The organism is Xanthomonas sp. NCPPB 1638, from assembly GCF_041475635.2.
In the GTDB taxonomy this organism is placed as follows: domain Bacteria; phylum Pseudomonadota; class Gammaproteobacteria; order Xanthomonadales; family Xanthomonadaceae; genus Xanthomonas; species Xanthomonas cucurbitae.
This window is the reverse complement of sequence record NZ_CM192984.1, coordinates 2,008,187-2,030,004: the sequence shown is the minus strand read 5'-3', so window position 1 is coordinate 2,030,004 and position 21,818 is coordinate 2,008,187. Positions and strand designations below refer to the sequence as shown.

Genomic DNA, 21,818 nt, shown 5'->3' with positions numbered 1-21,818 from the left:
GAACACCGTGGTGGCTGTTCAACGTCGCGGCAAATGATAACCGCAATGCAACAAAAACGAAACACCTATCACAGCGCTATTTCAATGCGATGCCTCGCATAACGCCTGGCCTCAAGCCAGCCCGGCGAACGCGCGCTGGCACCACACCATGATCGGGTTCCAGGCCAGGCCAAGGGCCAGCAAGGCAAGCGCGTTGACACCGAGCACGGTGCCGAGCACGCGATCGTTGTTGGCCGGCAGTGGTTGGCCCACCGGCTCATCGAAGTACATGACCTTGATGACGCGCAGGTAATAGTACGCACCGATCACCGCACAGATCACGCCCACCAGCGCCAGCCACAGCATGTCGCCCTTCACCGCTGCGCCGAGCACGGCCAACTTGGTCCAGAAGCCGAGGAACGGCGGGATGCCTGCCAGCGACGCCATGATGCACAGCACCAGCCCGGCCATCCACGGGTTACGCGCGTTGAGGCCCTTGAAATCGTCCATGTTCTCGGCCTCGAAACCATTGCGCGACAGCGCAATGATGGCGCCGAACGCGGCGGTGGACATGATGGTGTAGCTCACCGCATAGAACATCGCGGCCGAATAGCCCTCTTCCCCGCCGCCGGCCACGCCCATCAGCAGGAAGCCGATGTGGGAAACCGTCGAGTAGGCCAGCATGCGTTTGAGGTTGCTTTGCGCGATCGCCATCAGATTGCCGATCACCAGCGAGGCTGCCGACAGACCGCCGATCAGCAGATGCCACTGCGGCGACAACGGGCCCATGCCCACTTCCAGCAGGCGGTAAGCCATGCCGAAGGCGGCCAACTTGGGCGCGGAACTGATAAACAGCGCGATCGGAGCCGGCGCGCCCTGGTAGACGTCGGGCAGCCACATATGGAACGGCGCGGCGCCCAGCTTGAAGGCCACGCCAGCAATCATGAAAATGGTGCCGGTCAGCAACAGCGTGCGTTCGCCCGAGCCTTCGATGGCGTCATGGATGCCGGCCAGGCTCAAGGTGCCAGTGGCGCCGTAGACCAGCGACATGCCGTACAACAACAAGCCCGAGGCCAGTGAACCCAGCACGAAATACTTCATCGCCGCTTCGGCGGCCAGGCCGTTGTCGCGATTGGAGGCGACCAGCGCATACGAACACAACGCCAGCAATTCAAGACCCAGATACACCATCAGCAGGCTGCCAGCCGAGGCGAGCAGCATCATGCCGGCGGTGGCGAACAACACCAACACGGGGATCTCGCCCTGATAGAGATTGCGTTCGCGCAGGTAAGTCCAGCCGTACACCAGGCTCAGGCCGCTGACCAGCACGATCACGGTCTTCATCACGTCGGCAGCGGTATCGCGTACGAACATGCCACTGAAGATCTCCCCCTGCCCGCCTGTGCCGGTGGCCAGCAGCAGGAACACCACAGCCAGGACGGCGACGGAAAACAGGTGGGTCCAGACCTTGTTCCGCTGGCTCACGAACAGGTCGAGCATCAGCAGGGCAAAGGCGCCGCCGATCAGCACCAGCTCCGGTACAAGCGGAGCCAGGTCAGCGGTGGTCAACGGCGCGAGCGTTGGCGTGGTCATCATCAAATCCTGGAAATCAATACGGACGGCAAGCGGTTCAGAGCTTGGTCGTTGCAATCTGGGTCGCCAGCTTGGCGATCGACGGTTCCATCAGATCGGTCAGCGGCTTCGGATACAGGCCCAGGGCCAGCACGCCGGCAGCGAACACCCCCAGCACGAAGGCTTCTCGGCCATTGATGTCCTTCAGCTCGGCCACATGCGCATTGGCCACTTCGCCGAAGAACACGCGCTTGTAGAGCCACAGTGTGTAGGCGGCGGTGATGACCAGCGTGGTGGCGGCAGCCAGCGCAATCAGCGGATGTTTCTGGAAGCTGGCCAGGATCACCATGAACTCGCCAACGAAACCGCTGGTCCCCGGCAAGCCGGCATTGGCCATGAAGAACAGCATCGCGAAGGTGGCGAACCATGGCATCACGTTGACCACGCCGCCGTAGTCGGCGATGCGACGGGTATGCATGCGGTCGTACAGCACGCCAATGCAGGAGAACATCGCGCCGGACACAAAACCGTGCGAGATCATCTGCACCATCGCGCCCTGCAGGCCCAGGCGGGCAGCGTCGGTACTGCCGTACTCGCGCACCAGGGTGAAGGCGATGAAGGTACCCAGGGTGACGAATCCCATGTGCGCGATGGACGAATACGCCACCAACTTCTTCATGTCGTCCTGCACCAGCGCCACCAGGCCGACATAAATCACCGCGATCAGCGAGAGCGTGATGACCAACCAAGCGAATTCATGACTGGCGTCCGGCACGATCGGCAGGTTGAAGCGCAGGAAACCGTAACCGCCAATCTTCAGCGCGATCGCGGCCAGGATCACCGAACCGGCGGTTGGCGCTTCCACGTGCGCGTCTGGCAGCCAGGTGTGCACCGGGAACATCGGCACCTTGACGGCGAAGGCGATCAGGAAGGCGAAGAAGATCCAGGTCTGCTCCTTGGCGGTCAGCTGCAGTGCGTACAGGTCGGCGAGCTGGAAGCTGCCGCCCTTCAGATACAGGTAGACCAGGCCCACCAGCATCAGCACCGAGCCGAGGAAGGTGTACAGGAAGAACTTCATCGCCGCGTAGATGCGTCGCGGGCCGCCCCAGACGCCGATGATGAGAAACATCGGGATCAGCATCGCTTCGAAGAACACGTAGAACAGCATTGCGTCGGTGGCAGCAAAGATGCCGACGGTGACACCCTCCAGGATCAGGAAGGCCGCCACGTACTGGTTGACGCGCTTGTCGATCGAGCGCCACGCGCCGATCAGCGCCAGCACCGTCACCAGCGTGGTCAGCACGATCAACGCGACCGCAATACCGTCCACGCCCAGGTTGTAGCCGATGTCGTAGGACGGGATCCAGGCATGCAGTTCGATGAACTGCATCGCGTCATTGGCGGTGTCATAGCCCAGCAGCGGCAGACTCAGCACGAAGGTCGCCACCGCCACCGCGAGGGACGCCCAGCGGGCGGTCTCGGCGTTGCGCAACGCAAGGATCAGGGCGCCACCGATAATCGGCAGCCAGATCAAGATAGACAGTAAAGGCCAGTTCGACACGTTTTCTTATTCCGTACAGGTCAACGCCAGAAATGCATCAGTACCGCCAACAAGGCGATCAAACCGATGATCATTGCGAAGGCGTAGTGATAGAGGAAACCGGATTGCGTGCGACGCAGCAGAGTTGCAGCCAGGTCGATCAGTCGGGCAGAACCATTGACGACCACGCCGTCGACCACATGGGTATCGACTGCACGGGACGCCTTGCCAAGAACCACGCCGCCACCGGCGAAGCCATTGATCCAGAGCTTGTCAAAGCCGTACTTGTTTTCCAGCAGCCATACGACCGGCGCGAACGCCTTGCGTGACTTGGTGGCCAGTTCCGGCTTCCACAGGTAGAACAGCGCGGCAAGCAACAGACCGGCGACGGTCAGGAAGAACGGCGCCGCCTGCATGCCATGCAGCGCGAACGCGACCGGGCCGTGGAATTCTTCGGCCAGTGCGCCGACGGTGTCGCGCGCCGGATCGTAGAAATCCACGATGCCGGTGAAGAACGACACTGCCTGCCCCTTGAGCGCGTGCGCTGCATGGTGACCCTGCCAATCGGTACCGAACAGCATCGGGCCGATGGTGAAGAAGCCGATCGCCACCGATGGAATCGCCAGCAGGATCAATGGCAACGTCACCACCCACTTGGACTCGTGCGGCTCATGCGCACCGTGGTGGCCGTGGCCGTGATCGTCATGCGTGTGATCGTCATGCGCATGGCTGCCATGTGCATCGGCATGCGCGCTGTCGTGGTGGGCATGCGCATCATGCGCATGGGCATCACGGAAGCGTTCCTTGCCGTGAAAGGTGAGGAACAGCAGGCGGAAGCTGTAGAAGCTGGTCACCAGCACGCCACCGAGCACTGCCCAATAACCATAGGTCGCAACCCAACTATGCGACTCGTGGGCGTGATGCGCGGCCGCCTCGATGATGGTGTCCTTCGAATAGAAGCCGGAGAAGAACGGTGTACCGACCAGGGCCAGGGTACCAATCACACTGGTCCAGTAGGTCACCTTCATGTACTTGCGCAGGCCACCCATCTTGCGCATGTCCTGCTCGTGGTGCATGCCGATGATGACCGAGCCGGCCGCCAGGAACAGCAGCGCCTTGAAGAAGGCATGCGTCATCAGGTGGAACACCGCCGCCGAATAGGCCGACACGCCCAGCGCCACTGTCATATAGCCCAGCTGCGACAGCGTCGAATACGCCACCACGCGCTTGATGTCGTTCTGCACGATGCCGATCAGGCCGGTGAAGAAGGCCGTGGTCGCACCGATGAACAAAATGAAGTTCAGCGCGGTCTGCGACAGTTCGAACAGCGGCGACATGCGCGCCACCATGAAGATACCGGCGGTGACCATGGTCGCGGCGTGGATCAGCGCCGAGATCGGGGTCGGGCCTTCCATCGAGTCCGGCAGCCACACGTGCAACGGCACCTGCGCCGACTTGCCCATCGCACCGATGAACAGGCAGATGCAGATCAGCGTCATCACGCTCCATTCGTGGCCGGCGAACAGCTGCACCTTGGCGCCTGCCATGGTGGTCGCATTGGCGAACACGGTGGAGTAATCCAGCGAACCGAACCACAGCAGCACACCGGCAATGCCGAGAATGAAACCGAAGTCACCGACACGGTTGACCAGGAACGCCTTCATGTTGGCGAACACCGCCGTCGGGCGTTTGAACCAGAAACCGATCAACAGGTAGGACACCAGGCCCACCGCTTCCCAGCCGAAGAACAGCTGCAGGAAGTTGTTGCTCATCACCAGCGTGAGCATGGAGAAGGTGAACAACGAGATGTAGCTGAAGAAGCGCTGGTAGCCCGGGTCTTCTTCCATGTAGCCGATGGTGTAGATGTGCACCAGCAGCGACACGAAGGTCACCACCACCATCATCATCGCGGTCAGGCGATCGACCATGAAACCGACATGCGCCGAGTAGTTGCCGACGTCGAAGAAGGTGTACAGGTTCTGGTTGAACGGGCTGGCGCCCTGCTCCACCAGTTGGTACAGCGTCAGGCACGACAGCGCGCAGCTGACCGCCACGCCGAGGATGGTGACGTACTGTGCGCCCTTGCGCCCCACCTGACGACCGAACAGGCCGGCGATGATGCTGCCGACCAGCGGTGCGAGCACCACTGCGATCAGCAGACTCTTGGAGAGAGTGATTTCCATCTACGGGTCAGCCCTTCAACGTGTCGACTTCGGCCACATTGATCGTGCGGCGCGTACGGAACAGAGTCACCAGGATCGCAAGACCGATGGCGGCCTCCGCGGCGGCAACGGTCAGGATGAAGAACACGAACAACTGACCGGCGGTGTCGCCGAGCTCGCGCGAAAACGCAATGAAGTTGACGTTGACAGACAGCAGCATCAACTCGATCGACATCAGCAACACGATGACGTTCTTGCGATTGAGGAAGATGCCGGCCAGGGAGATGCAGAACAGCACCGCGCCCAGTCCCAGCAGGTGGCCCAAGGTAATCACGACTTTGCCTCCTGTCCGTCGATCGCATCCGGCTGCGGTGCGACCTGTACCGGCTTTTCAACCGCCATTTTGACCATGCGCAGACGATCGCCAGCCTTGACCCGCGACTGCTCGGACGCATTCTGCATCTTGATGCCGGTGCGCTTGCGCAGGGTCAGCATCACCGCCGCCACCACCGCCACGGTGAGGATCACTGCCGCAAACTCGAACGGCAGCAGGAACTCGGTGTACAGGCTCTTGGCAAGCCAGGTCAGATTGGACACGTCAGCCGCCTGCGCTGCGGCGTTGTCGGCCGGAAATGGCGTGGCGCTACGCGCCTTGACGCCGATCAGGGTGACCATCTGCACCAGCATCGCCACGGCGACGATGACACCGACCGGCATGTACCTGACCCAGCCCTCGCGCAGGCGGCTGGTGTCGATGTCGAGCATCATCACCACGAACAGGAACAACACCATCACCGCACCGACATAGACCAGCACCAGCGTGACGCCGAGAAACTCGGCACCGACCAGCAGCCAGATGCAGGCCATCGAGAAGAAGGTGAGGATCAGGCACAACACGGCGTACACCGGATTGCGCACGCTGATCACCGCGCCGGCGGAAACGACCGCGATGGCGGAGAAGGCGTAGAAAGCAATAGAGACCCAGTCCATCATGACCTCAACGGAAGGCGGCATCGGCAGCGCGACGCTCGGCGATCTCGGCTTCCAGCCGGTCTCCGATCGCCAGCAGCTGCGGCTTGTTGACAATGTTCTCGCCACGCTTCTCGAAGTGATACTCGAGGATGTGCGTCTCGACGATCGAGTCCACCGGGCAGCTTTCTTCGCAGAAGCCGCAGAAGATGCACTTGAACAGGTCGATGTCGTAGCGGGTGGTGCGGCGGGTGCCGTCTTCGCGCTTGGCCGAGTCGATGGTGATCGCCAGCGCCGGGCAGACCGCTTCGCACAGCTTGCACGCGATGCAGCGCTCTTCGCCGTTGGGATAGCGACGCAGGGCGTGCAAGCCACGGAAACGCGGCGACTGCGGGAACTTCTCCATCGGGTACAGCACGGTGTACTTGGGCTTGAACGTGTATTTCAACGTCAGCCACAAACCGCCGAGCAGTTCGAGCAGCAGCAGGCTCTTGAAGTAATGGGTGATCTTGTTCATCAATTACACGCCCTTCTGGATCACGCCGTAAAACACCATCAATGCCGTCACTGCGATCCACACGATCGTGAGCGGAATGAACACCTTCCAGCCCAGGCGCATGATCTGGTCGTAGCGGTAGCGCGGGAAGCTGGCGCGGAACCAGATGTAGGCGCTGGCGAAGAAGAACACCTTCATCAGCAGCCACGGCCAACCGCCCTTCCACAGCCAGTCGATCCACGGCGAGATATCCGCATTGACCCAGCCCTGGATCGGGCTCAGCCAGCCACCGAGGAAGAAGATCGAGATCAGGAAGCTGACCAGGATCATGTTGGCGTATTCGGCGAGGAAGAACAGCGCGAACGCGCCGCCCGAGTATTCCACCATGTGGCCGGCAACGATTTCCGATTCGCCTTCCACCACGTCGAACGGCGCGCGATTGGTTTCGGCGACGCCGGAGACCCAGTACACGATGAACAGCGGGAACAGCGGAATCAGGAACCAATCGAAGAACCCGGAGTTGCCGGCCTGCGCGAACACGATCTGGCTCAGGTTGACGCTACCGGAGGCGATCATCACGCCGACCAGCGCAAAGCCCATCGCGATTTCGTAGCTGACCACCTGCGCGGCCGAGCGCATCGCACCCAGGAAGGCGTACTTGGAATTGGACGCCCAGCCCGCAAGGATGATGCCGTACACGCCCAACGAGGTCATCGCCAGCAGGTACAGCAGACCCACATTGGCATTGGACAACACCAACTGCGCATCGAACGGCACCACCGACCAGGCGGCAAAGGCCGGCGCCAGCGTCAACAGCGGCGCGATGATGAACATCGCCTTGTGCGAGCTGGCCGGTTGCACGATCTCCTTGAACAGGAGTTTGAACACGTCGGCGAAGGCCTGGAAAATACCCATGCCCACGTACATCGGCCCGTGGCGTACGTGCATCCAGCCGATGAGCTTGCGCTCCCAGACCACGTAGAAGGCCACCGTGACGATCACCGGCACGGCGATCAGCAGGATCTTCAACACGGTCCACAGCAGGATGCCGCCATCGCCCAGACCAACAAACCACTGGTGCAGGGGGTCGACCACGTTCAACAGCAATTCGTTCATGCAGCCACCACCGTTACGCGACCGGCACCGAGCGGCGCAGTTGCGCCGTGGCCGGACTCAATCCACACCGTGCCCGGTGCAACGCGCTTGTCCAGCACCACCGGCAGCGTCGCCTTACCGGCGTCGGTGCCGACCTTGACCATCTGCCCTTCGCCGACCTGCAACTGCGAGGCCTGCTCCGGATGCATCGCCACGCACGGGGCGATGTTGAGCGGATGCGACTGCAGCGCGGCGGCACGGCGCACGACGGCATCGGTGCGATAGATCGCCGCCGTTGCCGCCACTTCCAGACCCGCGCCGGAGACGGCCGGCTGCGCAGAAGCGACCGGGCTCACCGTGCGGTTCTGCATGCCGGCACGCAGGCCGACCAGATCGGTGAACTCGAAACCGGCCAGGCCCAACTCGCCACCGAGCGCACGCAGTACCCGCCAGCCTTCGCGCGCCTCGACCGGCAGGCGGCCTGCGGCACGTGCGGTCTGCACGCGACCATCGAGATTGGTCAGCGAGGCATCGATTTCCGGCAACGCGCCGATCGGCAGGATCACGTCGGCCACATCGCGCGTTGAAGCGCAGGCGAACTGGCTGAATGCAACCACCTTGGCACCGGCAAGCGCGCTGCGCGCAGCGGCGGCGTCGGCAAAATCCAGACCCGGCTCGATGCCATACAACACGTAAGCCTGACGCGGTTGCGTCAGCATGCCGGCCACATCGCGTGCGGTCGGCAGCACGCCCTGCGACACGAGGCCCACGGCGTTGGCGCCCTGCGGGATGCGGCACAGCGAGGCGCCGGTTGCGGTGGCGAAGTCACGTGCAGCTGCACGCAGCGCCGCAGCCTGCGGATGATTCTCGGCCAAAGCGCCGACCACGATCACCGCACGGCTCGCGCCCTTGACCGCATCACGCAGGGTGGCGTCATCGAGCGCAGCTGCCAGCTGCGACGGCGCGACCACGGTGCGGCTAGCCTGGGTGAAGGCGAAATCGAAATCGACCGGGTTGACCGAATGGATCTGCGTGCCGTTCTGGATGTGCGCCTTGCGCAACCGCGCATGCAGCAGCGGCAGCTCATGACGCACGTTGCTGCCGAACAACACTACCACATCGGCCTGCTCGATCTCGGCCAGCGGCGTTGCGAAGGCTTGCGCCACTGCCGCGTCGGAGAAGTCGCGGTTCAGCAGGCGGTGATCCAGGTTGCCGCTGCCCAGCCCTTCGGCCAGACGGGCAAGCAACGCGCCCTCTTCGTTCGAGGTGGACGGATGCACCAGCACGCCGAGCTGATCGCCGGCGTTGTCGCGCAGGATCTGGGTCGCGGCAGCCAACCCTTCGGCCCAGCTCACCTCGGCCCACTCGCCATTGATCTTCTTCAGCGGCTTGACCGCACGGTCTTCCGAATACAGGCCCTGGTGCGAATAACGATCGCGATCGGACAGCCAGCACTCGTTGACCGCCTCGTTCTCGCGCGGCACGGTCCGCAGCACTTCGCCGCGACGCACATGCAGGAACAGGTTCGAGCCCATCGCATCGTGGTAACCCAGCGATTCGCGCGCCATCAGTTCCCACGGACGCGCACGGAACTGGAACACCTTGTTGGTCAGCGCGCCCACCGGGCATACGTCGATGACGTTGCCGGAAATTTCGGTGGTCAACGGCTTGCCGTCGTAGGTGCCGATCTGCAGGTTCTCGCCGCGATACATGCCGCCCAGTTCGTAGGTACCGGCGATATCTGCGGTGAAACGCACGCAGCGGGTGCACTGGATGCAACGGGTCATCTCGGTGGCAACCAGCGGACCGATGTCCTCGTCCGGCACCACGCGCTTGCGCTCGTTGAAGCGGCTCACCGAACGGCCGTAACCGAGCGAGACGTCCTGCAACTCGCACTCGCCGCCCTGATCGCAGATCGGGCAATCCAGCGGGTGATTGATGAGCAGGAATTCCATCACGCTGCGCTGGTACTTCAGCGCTTTTTCGCTACGCGTGGTGACCTTCATGCCATCCATCACCGGCGTGGCGCAGGCGGGCGACGGCTTGGGCGACTTCTCGACATCCACCAAGCACATGCGGCAGTTGGCGGCGATCGGCAGCTTCTCGTGGTAGCAGAAACGCGGGATCGGAATGCCGGCCTTGTCGGCGGCCTGGATAATCATCGAGCCCTTCGGCACGACCAGGCTCTGGCCGTCGATCTCGACGGTCACATGATCCGGCGGCACGTTCGGGTTCACTGGTTGGGCGCTCATGCGGCCACTCCGACTTGCGTGTCGACGATCGAACGACCGTTGACGATGTAGTACTCGAACTCGTCCCAGAACTGACGCAGGAAGCCCTGGATCGGCCATGCGGCCGCTTCACCGAACGCGCAGATGGTGTGGCCTTCGATCTGGCCGGCGACGGTGCGCAGCTGATGCAGGTCTTCCATCGTGGCCTTGCTGGCGACGATGCGCTCCAGCACGCGGTGCATCCAGCCGGTACCTTCGCGGCACGGGGTGCACTGGCCGCAGGATTCCTTGTGGAAGAACTGCGAGATGCGGCAGGCGAAACGCACGCAGCAGACGCTGTCGTCCAGCACCACGATGGCGCCCGACCCCAGACCGGTGCCCAGCGCACGCAAGGTGTCGTAATCCATCTGCAGGCCAGCGACCTGGTCGGCCTTCAGCACCGGCATCGACACACCGCCGGGCACCACGCCCTTCAGCTTGCGACCTGGGCGCAGACCGCCGGCCATTTCCAGCAGTTCGTCGAATGTGGTGCCGAGCGGCACTTCGAAGTTGCCGCCCTTCTGCACGCAACCGGAGACCGAGAAGATCTTCGGGCCGCCGTTCTTGGTCTTGCTCAGGCCGAGGAACCACTCCGGGCCGTTGCGGATGATCGCCGGCACCGACGCATAGGTCTCGGTGTTGTTGATGGTGGTCGGCTTGCCGTACAGGCCGAAATTGGCCGGGAACGGCGGCTTGTAGCGCGGCTGGCCCTTCTTGCCTTCCAGCGATTCCATCAATGCGGTTTCTTCGCCGCAGATGTAGGCACCGGCACCCAGCGCACCGTAGATATCGATATCCACGCCGCTGCCGAGGATGTTCTTGCCCAGCCAGCCGTTGGCATAGGCATCAGCCAGCGCCAGCTCGAAGTTCTCGAACGGCTCGTGGTGGAACTCGCCACGCAGGTAGTTGTAGCCCACGGTCGAGCCGGTGGCGTAGCAGGCGATCGCCATGCCCTCCACCACCGAGTGCGGGTTGTAACGCAGGATGTCGCGGTCCTTGCAGGTACCCGGCTCGGATTCGTCCGAGTTGCACAGGATGTACTTCTGCATGGTCCCCTTGGGCATGAACGACCACTTCAAACCGGTCGGGAAGCCCGCGCCGCCACGGCCGCGCAGGTTCGATGCTTTGACCATTTCGATCACGTCGGCCGGCGCGATCTTTTCTTCCAGGATCTTGCGCAGCGCGGCGTAGCCACCAGTCTTGAGGTAGCTCTCGTACGACCACGGAGTATCGTAGTGCAGGGTGGTGTAGACGACCTGGTGCGGCAACGGTGCCGGACCGACCGGACCGGTAGGTGCGTGATGATGTGCCATGTCTTATTCCAGCCCGTCCAGCAGCGCGTCGACCTTCTCTTTCGTCAGGTGCTCGTGGTAATGGCCGTTGATGACCATCATCGGCGCTGCGGAACAGGCCGCCAGGCACTCTTCTTCGCGCTTGAGGTAGACGCGGCCATCGGCCGTCGACTGACCCAACTTGCAACCCAGCTTCTTCTCCGCGTGCGCCAGCAGATCTTCGGCGCCGTTGAGCCAGCAGCTGATGTTGGTGCAGAACGCCACATTGTGGCGGCCGACCTTTTCGGTCTCGAACATCGAGTAGAAACTGGCGACCTCATAGGCCCACACCGGCGGCAGTTCCAGGTACTTGGCCACGCCGACGATCAACTCGTCGGTCAGCCAGCCCTGGTTCTGTTCCTGCGCAGCGTGCAGGCCCTGCAGCACCGCCGACCGTTTGCGGTCGGGCGGGAACTTGGCCAGCCAATGATCGATGTGCGCGCGCGTCTTGTCGCTCAGCACCACCTGCGGATCGACGTCGCGCGCCGCTTCGAAATTACCCGTCGCCTTCATCGGTCAACCTCACCGAAAACCAAATCGTAAGTACCGATCATCGCCACGACGTCGGCCAGCAGATAGCCACGCACCACGGCGTCCATCGACGACAGATGCGCAAAGCCCGGCGCGCGCAGATGCACGCGGAACGGCTTGTTGGCGCCATCGGACAGCAGGTAGCAGCCGAACTCGCCCTTGGGCGCTTCGACCGCGCTATAGGTTTCGCCGGCTGGCACGCAGTAGCCTTCACTGAACAGCTTGAAGTGATGGATCAGCGCTTCCATGTCATCCTTCATGCCTTCGCGGCTGGGCGGAGCGACCTTGAAATTGGGCACCATGACCGGGCCTGGGTTGGCCTTGAGCCAGGTCACGCACTGCTTGATGATGCGATTGGACTCGCGCATCTCGGCCACGCGGACCAGGTAGCGGTCGTAGCAATCGCCGTTGGTGCCGACCGGGATGTCGAAGTCCACCGCATCGTACTTGGCGTACGGCTGCTTCTTGCGCAGATCCCACTCGATGCCCGAACCACGCAACATCGGACCGGTCATGCCCCAGGCACGCGCCAGGTCCGGGCTGATGATGCCCACATCCACGGTGCGCTGCTTCCAGATGCGGTTGTCGGTCAGCAGGGTTTCGTATTCGTCCACGCGCGACGGGAAGGTGTTGGTGAACTCCTCCAGGAAGTCCAGCATGGTGCCTTCACGACCGGCGTTGCGCTTCTTCAGCGCCCCACCCTTGTGCCAGCGCGATTCCTTGTACTGCGGCATGCGATCGGGCAGATCGCGGTAGACGCCACCCGGGCGGTAGTAGGCCGCGTGCATGCGCGCGCCGCTGACCGCCTCGTACACGTCCATCAGCTCTTCGCGCTCGCGGAATGCGTACAGCATCACCGCCATTGCGCCCAGATCGAGTGCGTTGGAACCGACCCACATCAAGTGGTTCTTGATGCGTGTGATCTCGTCGAACATGGTGCGGATGTACTGCGCACGCTCGGGCGCCTCGATGCCCATCAAGGACTCGATCGCGCGCACATAGGCATGCTCGTTGCACATCATCGACACGTAGTCCAGACGGTCCATGTACGGCACCGACTGATTGAACGGCTTGGACTCGGCCAGCTTCTCGGTGCCACGGTGCAGCAGGCCGATATGCGGATCGGCGCGCACCACGGTTTCGCCGTCCATTTCCAGGATCAGGCGCAGCACGCCGTGCGCCGCAGGATGCTGCGGCCCGAAGTTCATCGTGTAGTTGCGGATTTCCTGCTTGCTTTCGACAGGATTGCTCGCGAAGGCATCGGTTGCCTGGCGGAACTCACTCACTTGGCAGTCTCCGACTTGCCCACTTCACCGGCGGCAGTCTCATAACGGGCGTCGTCGCGGATCACGCGCGGCACGCCGACACGCGGCTCGACCGAGGTCACCGGTTCGTACACCACGCGCTTGCGCTCTTCGTCGTAGCGCACTTCGACGTTGCCGATCAGCGGGAAATCCTTGCGGAACGGATGGCCGACGAATCCATAGTCGGTCAGGATGCGGCGCAGATCCGGGTGACCATCGAACACGATGCCGAACAGGTCGAACGCTTCGCGCTCGAACCAGTTCACGCCCGGCCAGATGTCGGTCACCGACGCCACCACCGGCACCTGTTCGTCCGGTGCGTAGCAACGCACGCGCAGACGCTGGTTGTGCTGGTAGGAAATCAGCTGCGCGACCACCGCAAAGCGCTGCTTGGGCAGCTGCTGTGGCTGCGCGCCATCAGAGGTTTCCTCGCTGGGGAATTCGCCCCAGGCGAAGCGGCCAAGTGCCTTGCCTTCGACGCCGCGACTGAAGCCCTGCGAGGACACGTCGGCGGTGTCCCATTCGGCGCTGCCATAACCCAGGTAATCGACGCCGCACAGGTCGCTGAGCTGCTCGAAACCGAGCTCGTCGCGCAGCGCAAGACAGGTCGCGTGCCAATCGGCGGCAGACACTTCCAGCGTCACTTCGCCGCGCGGCAATACCACGGCGATCTGCGCACCGGCGAAACGTGCCGCAAGTCGGTCAGTGAAGGAGGATGCTTGCTCTGCCATGGGGGCTTGGCTGCTCTCGGTAGAAGAAGACGGGTGTCAGCGTGCGATGGTCTGGGTACGCCAGATCTTCTTCTGCAGCTGCAGGATGCCGTAGACCAGCGCCTCGGCGGTCGGCGGGCAGCCCGGGACATAGATGTCCACCGGCACGATGCGATCGCAACCGCGCACCACCGAATACGAATAGTGATAGTAGCCGCCGCCATTGGCGCAGCTGCCCATCGAGATGACCCACTTCGGATCGGGCATCTGGTCGTAGACCTTGCGCAGCGCCGGGGCCATCTTGTTGACCAGGGTCCCGGCCACGATCATCACATCGGACTGGCGCGGCGAAGGGCGGAACACCACGCCGTAGCGGTCAAGGTCCAGACGCGCGGCACCGGCATGCATCATCTCGACCGCACAACAGGCCAGACCGAACGTCATCGGCCACATCGAGCCGGTGCGTGCCCAGTTCAACAGCGCATCGACGCTGGTGGTAACATAGCCCTTTTCCAGCAGCGGGTTTTCGCCTTCCGGGCGCAGGATGTCTTCCACCCGGCCTTCCGGCATCGGGTTGGTCATCAGACGATCCAGGGTCTGAATCACTCCCATTCCAGCGCTCCCTTCTTCCACACGTAGATAAAGCCGAGGAACAACATGCCGACGAACAGCCCCATGGTGACCAGCGAGCGTGCGCCAATCTCCATGAACACCTGCGTCCACGGCACGATGAAGATGATTTCCAGGTCGAACACGATGAACTGGATCGCGATGAGGTAGTAGCGCACATCGAACTTCATGCGCGCGTCTTCGAATGCCTCGAAGCCACACTCGTACGGCGAGAGCTTGCGCGCATCCGGGCTGCGCGGAGCGAGGAACCGGCCAATCAGCATCAGCACGATGCCGATGCCAGTGGCGACAACCAGAAACAGCAGACTCGGCAAATATTCGGCCAGCACAGCGATTCTCTCTTGCCTCTGCCCGCACGCGCCGCGTGCCGGCATGGGGTATAGGCAGACCCCGCGCGCGGCAAACCGCATGCGCAGGAACTGCAGCCAAACAATGGTGCCCAAGAGGGGACTCGAACCCCTACGACCTAAGTCGCTACCACCTCAAGGTAGTGCGTCTACCAATTCCGCCACCTGGGCATACGTTGCGCCGCTGGGCATCCCAGTGCGCGGCGTATTGTAACCGGCTTCAGCGTTTTTGTGCTGGCTCTGAAGCGTTTTCTTCGCTGGACGCAGGTACCTGCTGCGTCGGCGCGGGCTGCGCGGGAGCAGCAGCAGGCAAGGACTGCGCAGGAGCGGTCGGCACCGCACCGGCAGCCGGGGCTTGCGGAACGGGCTTGCTCAGCTCGCCGGCCGCTGCTGGCGCCGGGGAGGCAGATTGCGACATCACACCCAGGTTCTGGTCGGTCGGACGGGCACCATGCGTGGCATACCAGGCCATGAACAGGCTGATACTGAAGAACACCACCGCCAGCCACTTGGTCGACTTGGACAGGAAGTTCGACGACCCTTGCGACCCGAACACCGTGCCCGACGCACCCGCACCGAAACCGGACCCGGCCGCAGCACCGGCACCACGCTGCATCAGGATCAGCGCAATCATCGCCAGCGCGACCAGTACGTAGACCACATTGAGGATCAACATCAGCATTTCGAAATCCGTCCCCGGACAAAACTAAATGGGTTAACGAGCGGCCGCCGCACGCGCGATGGCCAGGAAATCTTCGGCGACCAGCGACGCGCCCCCGACCAGTCCGCCATCGACGTCAGGCTGCGCAAACAGCTCGGCGGCGTTGTCGGCCTTGACACTGCCCCCGTACAGGATGGGCAGGGAATCGGCGATTCTAGCATCCGTTTTCGCCACTTCGCCACGCAGGAAGGCATGCACGGCCTGGGCCTGCGCCGGACTGGCGGTGCGCCCGGTGCCGATCGCCCAGATCGGCTCATACGCGAGCACGGCCCGCTCGAAGCCTTTACCACCGACCAAGGCGATCACCGGCTCGAGCTGGGCACGTAGGATTGCCTCGGTCTGACCGGCTTCACGCTGTTCCAGCGATTCGCCCACGCACAGCACCGGCCTGAGCCCAGCGTGGATGGCGGCAGCAAACTTGCGTGCCACCAGCTCGCTGGATTCATGATGGTACTGGCGCCGCTCGGAATGGCCGACCAGGCCGTATTCGGCGCCCACGTCCACCAGCATGGTGGCCGAGACCTCGCCGGTGTATGCGCCCTTCTCGTTGCTGCTGACGTCCTGGGCGCCGAAGGAAAGGTGGTGGGCCTCGAAATCCTCGATCAGGTCGCCGAGGTAAGGCAGGGGCGGCAGGATGACGACATCGACACCCTCCAGGGGCATGTGCGCGGCGAGCTTGGCCACCAGTTCGGTGGCGAAGGCGCGGCTGCCATGCAGCTTCCAGTTTCCGGCAACGAGTTTGCGACGCATCAGGCGCAGGTTCCTGAGTTGAAGACAGGTGACAGAATAGCCCATGGCCTGACGACAGCCGACACACCGATGTCCGACCAATGTCCCATTCCTTCCTCGCCAGGAACCCAGCATGTCCGATTCACCTGTCTTCGCCTTGATTACCGGCGCCTCCAGCGGCATTGGCCGCGAGATCGCGCGAGCCTACGCCAGGCGAGGCGTGCCGTTGATCCTGACCGCGCGGCGGGTGGACCGGCTGCAGGCACTGGCCGCCGAACTGGGCACGCGGGTGCGCGTGGAGATCCTGCCGGCCGACCTGGCCGACCCGGCGGCGGCGCAGAGGCTGGTTGCGCAGATCCAGCGCGAAGGCTGGACGGTGGGCACGCTGGTCAACAATGCCGGCTACGGCGTGCCAGAGCGGTATCTGCACAACGACTGGGCCGCGCATGCGCGCTTTCTACAGGTAATGATCGGCGCGGTGTGCGAACTCACCTGGCGGTTGTTGCCGATGATTCGCGCCAGCGGCCAGGGGCGCATTCTCAACGTGGCCTCGTTCGCTGCGCTCACCCCCGGTGCCGACGGGCAGACGCTGTATGCGGCCAGCAAGAGCTTCCTGCTGCGCTTCAGCGAATCACTGGCACTGGAAAACGCCGACTGTGCGGTGAAAGTCTGCGCCCTGTGCCCGGGCTTTGCGTGGTCGGAATTCCACGACGTCACCGGCACCCGCGAGGCGATGTCCACCCTGCCCGGCTGGGCCTGGCTGCAGGCCGATGCGGTGGCCGACTACGGCATCGCCGCGCTGGAGCGCGGGCAGGTGCTGGCGGTGCCAGGGTGGCGCTATCGCCTGGTCAATGCGGCGCTGCGCGTGTTACCGCATGCGCTGGCCTTGCGCCTGATGGCGCGCGGCTCGCATCGGGTGCGGCCATTGCAGTGAGCCTGCCATGCACCGGCGGCACCTCGCCGCCGCGTGGGCAGCGAAGTCGCCCAGCCCGCCTGCTGCAACACGCGCGGCTCAATGATTGACGATCTCCCCATGCATCGCAGCCAGTCGCGCCAACAAGCGGTTCTGGGTGCGACGGGGGATTTTGCGTTGGTCCATCGCCCAGTTCAGATCCTCGACCAGGGCATTGAAATCCGCCTCGCGGATGGCCAGGTGCGCATGCGCCTGCTGCATCGACTTGGCGGTGTCCGGGCACGGGCCATCGGCAACGTGACAGAACTTCTGCACCAGGCGGGCGTTGAGCATGACGATGTTGACGCGCGCGAACGTGCCGACGATGCGCTGGTCGTCGGCAATGCGCGACAACATCGTCTCCACCAGGGCCTCGACACCGGCCTGCCCGCCGAGCTCGTCGTACAACGTCGGCTGCGCGCGCGTGGTGGCGCAGGCGCCGAGCAGGCACAGCATGCACAGCAGGCAACCACGCAGCCATCGATTCATCAGAACGCCACCTGCAGGGAGAGATAGGGGCCGCGCTGATCGGTCAACGTGGCAATGTCGCCCAGATCGGCCCACGCTGCGGTCAGCGAGACATGCTTGTTCGGAAACCAGGCGACGAAGCCGTCTGCCCAGGCCTGTTCGCGCGCAAAGCCCAGATTGTCCGGCTTGTCGCGATACTCCACACCAACGACCCATGCGGGCGACAACAGCACCGCAGCGCTGACCTCGGCGACCAGCCGATCACTGTTACGCCGGTCACCACCGAAGCCGAGCAGGCCACCCTGGTTGGCCCGCGTTGCGCGCACGGTGCCGTTGAGCAGCAGTTGATAGCCGCCTGCGCCCTGCAACAAGAGGCGGCTGGCACTGACGTAGAGGTCGGTACCGTGATCGTCGCGGGCGCCGATCGCCAGCGGCAGACGGCCATCGCGCAGGCGCTTGTATTGCACGCCCACGCTGACCTGCGGGCCACGGCCGTAGACCAGATCGCCCCGCACGCGTAGCTTGGCGCCGAACACGTCCTGGCCCAGCGCATTCCACGGCAGCGCCAGACGATCCTGCAAGGTGCCCAGATCCAGCCGCTGACGCGCAAGCGACAGCTCCAGGCGGTTGCCCACGGTAAATGCCGCACCCTGCACGTCGAGCTGGTAATCGCCGCTATCGACATGCGTGGCGAACACTACGCCGCCAAGTTCGTCGCGCGTGCCGTAGCCCGCCAAGGTCGCCCACGGCACGATACCGCCACCCGCGCTGCCTTCGATCGTGGACACGCCGCCTGTGGCGAGCAGACGCCCGTCGCCCGCGATGGCCTGCGCCGGCAGCAGCGCGAGACCGAGCGCCGTGGCAAGCACCAGGCAGCAGCGCTCACGGCTCATCGCCGCAGCCCCGCCTGCGCCGGAGCAGCGCCGCCGAGCTGGCGCGTGCACCAGGCCACCAACGCGGCCTGTTCCAGCGGCGGCGCATACAGATAGCCCTGCACCATGTCGCAACCATACCCACGCAGCAGCGCCAGGGCCGCCTGATTCTCCACGCCCTCGGCAATCACGCTCAGGCCGAGGTTGTGGCCGAGATCGATCGTGCTGCGAACGATGAAGGCATCGTCGGTGCCCTCGGCCAGCTGCATGACGAAGCTCTTGTCGATCTTCAATTCGTTCACCGGCATGCGCTTGAGTTGGGCCAACGAGGAATAGCCGGTGCCGAAGTCGTCGATGGAAAGACGCACGCCGACACTGCGCAGTTGATGCAGCATGTGCAGCGCCGCTTCCACATCGCGCATCAATGCACTTTCGGTCAATTCCAGGGTGATCGACTGCGCCGGCACGGCATGCTGTTCCAGGCGTGCACGCACGTACTCGGGCAAGCCCGGATCGGACAGGTCCAGCGCGGACAGGTTGATCGCCATGCCCAGCTCCAGACCCTGGCGGCGCCACTGCGCCTGACAGCGCAGCGCCTCGTCCAGCACGAAACGGGTCAGCGGATGGATCACCCCGGAGTGCTCGGCCAGCGGGATGAATTCGTCCGGACCGATCGGACCCAGCCCGGGATGATGCCAGCGCACCAGGACCTCGACCTGCTCGACCCGATCGGTACGTAGGCAAATCTTGGGCTGGAACCGCAGGGTCAACTCGTTGCCGCCGATGGCCTGGCGTAGATCGCCGGTGAGCCGCAGGCGGCGCAGATGCTGTTCGTCCTGGCCCAGGCGATACACGCTGGCGCCAACGGCGGCGGTGTCGCCGATCTGGCGGCGCGCGATATCGGCACGCCGCAACAAGGTGTCCGGGTCCGCGCCATGCTCGGGGATCAGGGCGATGCCGATGCTGGCTTCGAGCTGGATGCGCGCCTGCGGCAAGACCAACGGGCGACGCAGCTGCAGCAGCAGACGCTGCGCATCCTGCTGCACGCTGGAGGCGTCGGCCTGCGCCACCACCACCATGAATTCGTCACTGCCCAGGCGCCCCACCATGTTCGGCGCCTGCACGACCTCGGCCAGGCGTTGCCCCACCTCCACCAGCACCTGGTCGGCGAAGTCGTGGCCCAGGCTGTCGTTGAGTTCCTTGAAGCGCTCCAGGTCCAGGATCAACACCGCTGCGGTGCCGTCGGCGGCCACGGTCTGCTCGACAACCTCCTGCAGCCGTTCCAGTAGCCACAACCGGTTGGGCAGCCCGGTCAGTGCGTCATGCCGTGCCTGGTGCAGGATGCGTTGTTCGCGGCTGGCGATCTGCTGCTGCATGCTGGCAAAACTCCGCGCCAGCTCGCCCAGTTCGCGGCCGGCCGGCATCTGCACGGCGGTCTGGTAGTCGCCCCGCTGGATGCGCCGGGCAGCCTGCACCAGTTGCGCCACCGGCTTGCTGACACCGCGCGCCAGCACCACCGCCACGCCCAGCGCGGCGGCAGTGGCCAGCCCGGCCAGCAGCAGGATGCGCAGCTTGAGCGCCTGGTAGGGCGCCATGGCGCGATCCAGCGATGCCTGCAGCACTACCTGCACATGGCGATCTCCCTGCACCGGCTGCAGCTTGAGCAGATACCGCGCGTCTCCCAAGGTCAGCGGCACCGCCACGCCCGGCGCAATCTGCACGCTGTGCAGTTGCTGCGCAAATTCCAGGCGCGCGGCCGGCTCCAGCGTAGTGGCCAGCACGCCTGGCGGCGCCGCATCGTTGAGGAACGTGACATCCAGACCGGTGGTGGTGCGGAAATCCTGCACGATGGCTTGCCCGGATTCGTTGCCGATGGCAATCCACCCCACCCGGTTGGGCGCCAGTACCTGCACTACCGCCACCCGCGCCACCCGCTCGCCCAGCGCCACCAGGCCGACCGCCCGCCCATGACGCTGTGCCTGCAGCAGCAATGCCTGCACCGCCCGTAGCTGCCCGGTCTGCGGCAGGTCTTCCAGCCCGGTCAGCAACTGTCCGTCGGGGGCCAGCAACAAGGCCGTGGGCGCATCCATGCGTGCAGCGTGATTGCGCAGCGCCGACTGCATGGTCGGCACGTCGCCGCTGGCCACGGCGGCACGAAAACCAAAGTCGTCGGCCAGCACCGACGCCGCTTGCAGCAATTGTTCGTCGCGGCGCAGGTTGATGCGCTGCCAGACCCGTTCACCGGTCAGCAGTTCCTCGGCCAGCTGCGCCTTGACGCTGCGCTCGGTCGCCATCTGCACCGCGACAAAGGTCAGCACCTGGGTGCCAAGCACCACCAGCACCACCAGCGCGGCGATACGGGTATGCAGGCGTATCGCCTTCATGGATGTGCTTTCTTGGGATCGGCGGCATTGCGGAACTTGTCCTGCAGCGCGCGCACGCGCGCATCCGGCGGCGTCGCCACTGGTGCAGGACCGGTGGTCTGCAGGAGCACCCGCCGCTGCAGCGGCTCGCGGCCAACGGCCAGAGCTTGGCTGGTCGCCTCGCCCTGGATGCGCGGGTGCCATACCCGCAGGGTGTAGCTGCCTGCCGGCACGTCGATCTGCACGCGGCCATCGCTGCCGGTCTTGCCGAAATACGGAGTATCCAGCACCACGATGTAGCCCAGCATCCAATCATGAATGTTGCAGCCCACCGTCACCAGGCCGGCTTGATCGAAGCGTACCGGCGCCGCAGTGGTGCCCTGGAACAGCGGCAGCTGGAAGCGCTTGGCGGGAGAGAACGAATAGACCTGATGGCGGATCTGATCGTTGTTGGGAAAGCGCACCAAGGTGCCGGTGCGCACCGCCAGCACCGCAGGTACGAACTGCGAATTGATCTGGTCCATGTCCACGGTCCTGCCTGCGCTGGCGGCGGCAGGGCGTGCCGGCTGCAGGCTCACCACTGCATCGACCAGCGCGCCGTTGGCGTCGGCCACACTAACCCCAACCGGCACGGCCGCCGCCGGGGCGGCCGCCGCGCAGAGCGCCAACAGGCAAACCGACCTTGACTGTCTCAACCACCATCCGTGCATGTGCCCCACCTCGTACGATGCGTTCGCGGGGCGCCAGGCGAGTCCGACGTCACACTAGCGATCAGAC

21 protein-coding genes and 1 tRNA gene are annotated in these 21,818 nt (G+C 64.1%); 1 reads left to right on the top strand and 21 read right to left on the bottom strand.

Features of this window, described 5'->3' with window-relative positions:
• Positions 1-111: 111 nt before the first annotated feature.
• The 17 genes from nuoN to tpiA form a co-directional block, all read right to left on the bottom strand.
• Positions 112-1,572 carry an NADH-quinone oxidoreductase subunit NuoN gene (gene nuoN / locus ACCQ13_RS08755; RefSeq protein ID WP_159407020.1) on the bottom strand — a complete coding sequence of 487 codons (1,461 nt, stop codon included), beginning with the start codon at positions 1,570-1,572 and terminating at the stop codon, positions 112-114.
• Positions 1,573-1,609: 37 nt separating this feature from the next.
• Positions 1,610-3,112, bottom strand: a complete 1,503-nt coding sequence (locus tag ACCQ13_RS08750; protein ID WP_104603639.1) for an NADH-quinone oxidoreductase subunit M — start codon at positions 3,110-3,112, stop codon at positions 1,610-1,612.
• Positions 3,113-3,132: 20 nt separating this feature from the next.
• Entirely contained in the window at positions 3,133-5,274 is a 2,142-nt protein-coding gene (gene nuoL, locus ACCQ13_RS08745; protein ID WP_159407019.1) for an NADH-quinone oxidoreductase subunit L, read from the bottom strand.
• 7 nt (positions 5,275-5,281) lie between these two features.
• Positions 5,282-5,587: an NADH-quinone oxidoreductase subunit NuoK gene (gene nuoK / locus ACCQ13_RS08740; RefSeq protein ID WP_005914274.1), complete on the bottom strand. Its 306-nt coding sequence runs from the start codon at positions 5,585-5,587 to the stop codon at positions 5,282-5,284.
• Positions 5,584-6,246 carry an NADH-quinone oxidoreductase subunit J gene (locus ACCQ13_RS08735; RefSeq protein ID WP_208800645.1) on the bottom strand — a complete coding sequence of 221 codons (663 nt, stop codon included), beginning with the start codon at positions 6,244-6,246 and terminating at the stop codon, positions 5,584-5,586. Before ACCQ13_RS08735 ends, nuoK begins: the two co-directional genes overlap by 4 nt.
• Before the next feature lie 4 nt (positions 6,247-6,250).
• The gene (gene nuoI / locus ACCQ13_RS08730; RefSeq protein WP_014508211.1) at positions 6,251-6,739 is read right to left on the bottom strand and encodes an NADH-quinone oxidoreductase subunit NuoI; all 489 of its coding nucleotides are present in this window, start codon (positions 6,737-6,739) and stop codon (positions 6,251-6,253) included.
• Positions 6,740-6,742: 3 nt separating this feature from the next.
• Positions 6,743-7,834: an NADH-quinone oxidoreductase subunit NuoH gene (gene nuoH / locus ACCQ13_RS08725; protein WP_104603637.1), complete on the bottom strand. Its 1,092-nt coding sequence runs from the start codon at positions 7,832-7,834 to the stop codon at positions 6,743-6,745.
• Positions 7,831-10,065 (bottom strand): NADH-quinone oxidoreductase subunit NuoG, encoded by a 2,235-nt coding sequence (gene nuoG / locus ACCQ13_RS08720; RefSeq protein ID WP_159407018.1) that lies wholly within the window; start codon positions 10,063-10,065, stop codon positions 7,831-7,833. The genes nuoH and nuoG overlap by 4 nt, the downstream gene beginning before the upstream one ends.
• Positions 10,062-11,396, bottom strand: a complete 1,335-nt coding sequence (gene nuoF / locus ACCQ13_RS08715) for an NADH-quinone oxidoreductase subunit NuoF (RefSeq protein ID WP_104603635.1) — start codon at positions 11,394-11,396, stop codon at positions 10,062-10,064. Before nuoF ends, nuoG begins: the two co-directional genes overlap by 4 nt.
• A gap of 3 nt (positions 11,397-11,399) precedes the next feature.
• Positions 11,400-11,927, bottom strand: coding sequence for an NADH-quinone oxidoreductase subunit NuoE (nuoE, locus tag ACCQ13_RS08710; protein WP_005991372.1), 528 nt, complete (start codon positions 11,925-11,927; stop codon positions 11,400-11,402).
• Positions 11,924-13,231, bottom strand: coding sequence for an NADH-quinone oxidoreductase subunit D (locus ACCQ13_RS08705; protein WP_104603634.1), 1,308 nt, complete (start codon positions 13,229-13,231; stop codon positions 11,924-11,926). The genes nuoE and ACCQ13_RS08705 overlap by 4 nt, the downstream gene beginning before the upstream one ends.
• Positions 13,228-13,980 (bottom strand): NADH-quinone oxidoreductase subunit C, encoded by a 753-nt coding sequence (locus ACCQ13_RS08700; protein WP_104603633.1) that lies wholly within the window; start codon positions 13,978-13,980, stop codon positions 13,228-13,230. The genes ACCQ13_RS08705 and ACCQ13_RS08700 overlap by 4 nt, the downstream gene beginning before the upstream one ends.
• A 36-nt stretch (positions 13,981-14,016) precedes the next feature.
• Positions 14,017-14,571 (bottom strand): NuoB/complex I 20 kDa subunit family protein, encoded by a 555-nt coding sequence (locus ACCQ13_RS08695; RefSeq protein ID WP_016944318.1) that lies wholly within the window; start codon positions 14,569-14,571, stop codon positions 14,017-14,019.
• Positions 14,562-14,918, bottom strand: a complete 357-nt coding sequence (locus ACCQ13_RS08690) for an NADH-quinone oxidoreductase subunit A (protein ID WP_011037659.1) — start codon at positions 14,916-14,918, stop codon at positions 14,562-14,564. The genes ACCQ13_RS08695 and ACCQ13_RS08690 overlap by 10 nt, the downstream gene beginning before the upstream one ends.
• Positions 14,919-15,022: 104 nt before the next feature.
• A tRNA-Leu gene (locus tag ACCQ13_RS08685) sits at positions 15,023-15,107 on the bottom strand.
• 49 nt (positions 15,108-15,156) lie between these two features.
• On the bottom strand, positions 15,157-15,618 hold the full coding sequence (gene secG / locus ACCQ13_RS08680; RefSeq protein ID WP_104603632.1) for a preprotein translocase subunit SecG: 462 nt from the start codon (positions 15,616-15,618) through the stop codon (positions 15,157-15,159).
• Positions 15,619-15,651: 33 nt separating this feature from the next.
• Positions 15,652-16,407 carry a triose-phosphate isomerase gene (tpiA, locus tag ACCQ13_RS08675; RefSeq protein ID WP_104603631.1) on the bottom strand — a complete coding sequence of 252 codons (756 nt, stop codon included), beginning with the start codon at positions 16,405-16,407 and terminating at the stop codon, positions 15,652-15,654.
• Between the two features lie 112 nt (positions 16,408-16,519).
• On the opposite strand from tpiA, the gene ACCQ13_RS08670 reads away from it, so the two are divergent.
• The gene (locus ACCQ13_RS08670; protein ID WP_104603630.1) at positions 16,520-17,320 is read left to right on the top strand and encodes an SDR family NAD(P)-dependent oxidoreductase; all 801 of its coding nucleotides are present in this window, start codon (positions 16,520-16,522) and stop codon (positions 17,318-17,320) included.
• A gap of 78 nt (positions 17,321-17,398) precedes the next feature.
• Here ACCQ13_RS08670 and ACCQ13_RS08665 read toward each other — a convergent pair whose 3' ends face one another.
• The 4 genes from ACCQ13_RS08665 to ACCQ13_RS08650 are packed head-to-tail and all read right to left on the bottom strand — an operon-like array spanning position 17,399 to position 21,751.
• Positions 17,399-17,827 carry a group I truncated hemoglobin gene (locus ACCQ13_RS08665; RefSeq protein WP_104603629.1) on the bottom strand — a complete coding sequence of 143 codons (429 nt, stop codon included), beginning with the start codon at positions 17,825-17,827 and terminating at the stop codon, positions 17,399-17,401.
• The gene (locus ACCQ13_RS08660) at positions 17,827-18,699 is read right to left on the bottom strand and encodes a DUF3034 family protein (protein ID WP_223214431.1); all 873 of its coding nucleotides are present in this window, start codon (positions 18,697-18,699) and stop codon (positions 17,827-17,829) included. Before ACCQ13_RS08660 ends, ACCQ13_RS08665 begins: the two co-directional genes overlap by 1 nt.
• On the bottom strand, positions 18,696-21,062 hold the full coding sequence (locus ACCQ13_RS08655) for a putative bifunctional diguanylate cyclase/phosphodiesterase (protein ID WP_159407017.1): 2,367 nt from the start codon (positions 21,060-21,062) through the stop codon (positions 18,696-18,698). The genes ACCQ13_RS08660 and ACCQ13_RS08655 overlap by 4 nt, the downstream gene beginning before the upstream one ends.
• Positions 21,059-21,751, bottom strand: coding sequence for a methylamine utilization protein (locus ACCQ13_RS08650; protein ID WP_104603626.1), 693 nt, complete (start codon positions 21,749-21,751; stop codon positions 21,059-21,061). Before ACCQ13_RS08650 ends, ACCQ13_RS08655 begins: the two co-directional genes overlap by 4 nt.
• Positions 21,752-21,818 lie beyond the last annotated feature (67 nt).

What these genes read in the sequence shown, in the direction of transcription:
- nuoN (WP_159407020.1), bottom strand. Translation starts at nt 1,572, where the DNA reads ATGACCACGCCAACGCTCGCGCCGTTGACCACCGCTGACCTGGCTCCG.
- nuoL (WP_159407019.1), bottom strand. Translation starts at nt 5,274, where the DNA reads ATGGAAATCACTCTCTCCAAGAGTCTGCTGATCGCAGTGGTGCTCGCA.
- ACCQ13_RS08735 (WP_208800645.1), bottom strand. Translation starts at nt 6,246, where the DNA reads ATGATGGACTGGGTCTCTATTGCTTTCTACGCCTTCTCCGCCATCGCG.
- nuoI (WP_014508211.1), bottom strand. Translation starts at nt 6,739, where the DNA reads ATGAACAAGATCACCCATTACTTCAAGAGCCTGCTGCTGCTCGAACTG.
- nuoH (WP_104603637.1), bottom strand. Translation starts at nt 7,834, where the DNA reads ATGAACGAATTGCTGTTGAACGTGGTCGACCCCCTGCACCAGTGGTTT.
- nuoG (WP_159407018.1), bottom strand. Translation starts at nt 10,065, where the DNA reads ATGAGCGCCCAACCAGTGAACCCGAACGTGCCGCCGGATCATGTGACC.
- nuoF (WP_104603635.1), bottom strand. Translation starts at nt 11,396, where the DNA reads ATGGCACATCATCACGCACCTACCGGTCCGGTCGGTCCGGCACCGTTG.
- nuoE (WP_005991372.1), bottom strand. Translation starts at nt 11,927, where the DNA reads ATGAAGGCGACGGGTAATTTCGAAGCGGCGCGCGACGTCGATCCGCAG.
- ACCQ13_RS08700 (WP_104603633.1), bottom strand. Translation starts at nt 13,980, where the DNA reads ATGGCAGAGCAAGCATCCTCCTTCACTGACCGACTTGCGGCACGTTTC.
- ACCQ13_RS08695 (WP_016944318.1), bottom strand. Translation starts at nt 14,571, where the DNA reads ATGGGAGTGATTCAGACCCTGGATCGTCTGATGACCAACCCGATGCCG.
- secG (WP_104603632.1), bottom strand. Translation starts at nt 15,618, where the DNA reads ATGCTGATGTTGATCCTCAATGTGGTCTACGTACTGGTCGCGCTGGCG.
- tpiA (WP_104603631.1), bottom strand. Translation starts at nt 16,407, where the DNA reads ATGCGTCGCAAACTCGTTGCCGGAAACTGGAAGCTGCATGGCAGCCGC.
- ACCQ13_RS08670 (WP_104603630.1), top strand. Translation starts at nt 16,520, where the DNA reads ATGTCCGATTCACCTGTCTTCGCCTTGATTACCGGCGCCTCCAGCGGC.
- ACCQ13_RS08665 (WP_104603629.1), bottom strand. Translation starts at nt 17,827, where the DNA reads ATGAATCGATGGCTGCGTGGTTGCCTGCTGTGCATGCTGTGCCTGCTC.
- ACCQ13_RS08660 (WP_223214431.1), bottom strand. Translation starts at nt 18,699, where the DNA reads ATGAGCCGTGAGCGCTGCTGCCTGGTGCTTGCCACGGCGCTCGGTCTC.
- ACCQ13_RS08655 (WP_159407017.1), bottom strand. Translation starts at nt 21,062, where the DNA reads ATGAAGGCGATACGCCTGCATACCCGTATCGCCGCGCTGGTGGTGCTG.
- ACCQ13_RS08650 (WP_104603626.1), bottom strand. Translation starts at nt 21,751, where the DNA reads ATGCACGGATGGTGGTTGAGACAGTCAAGGTCGGTTTGCCTGTTGGCG.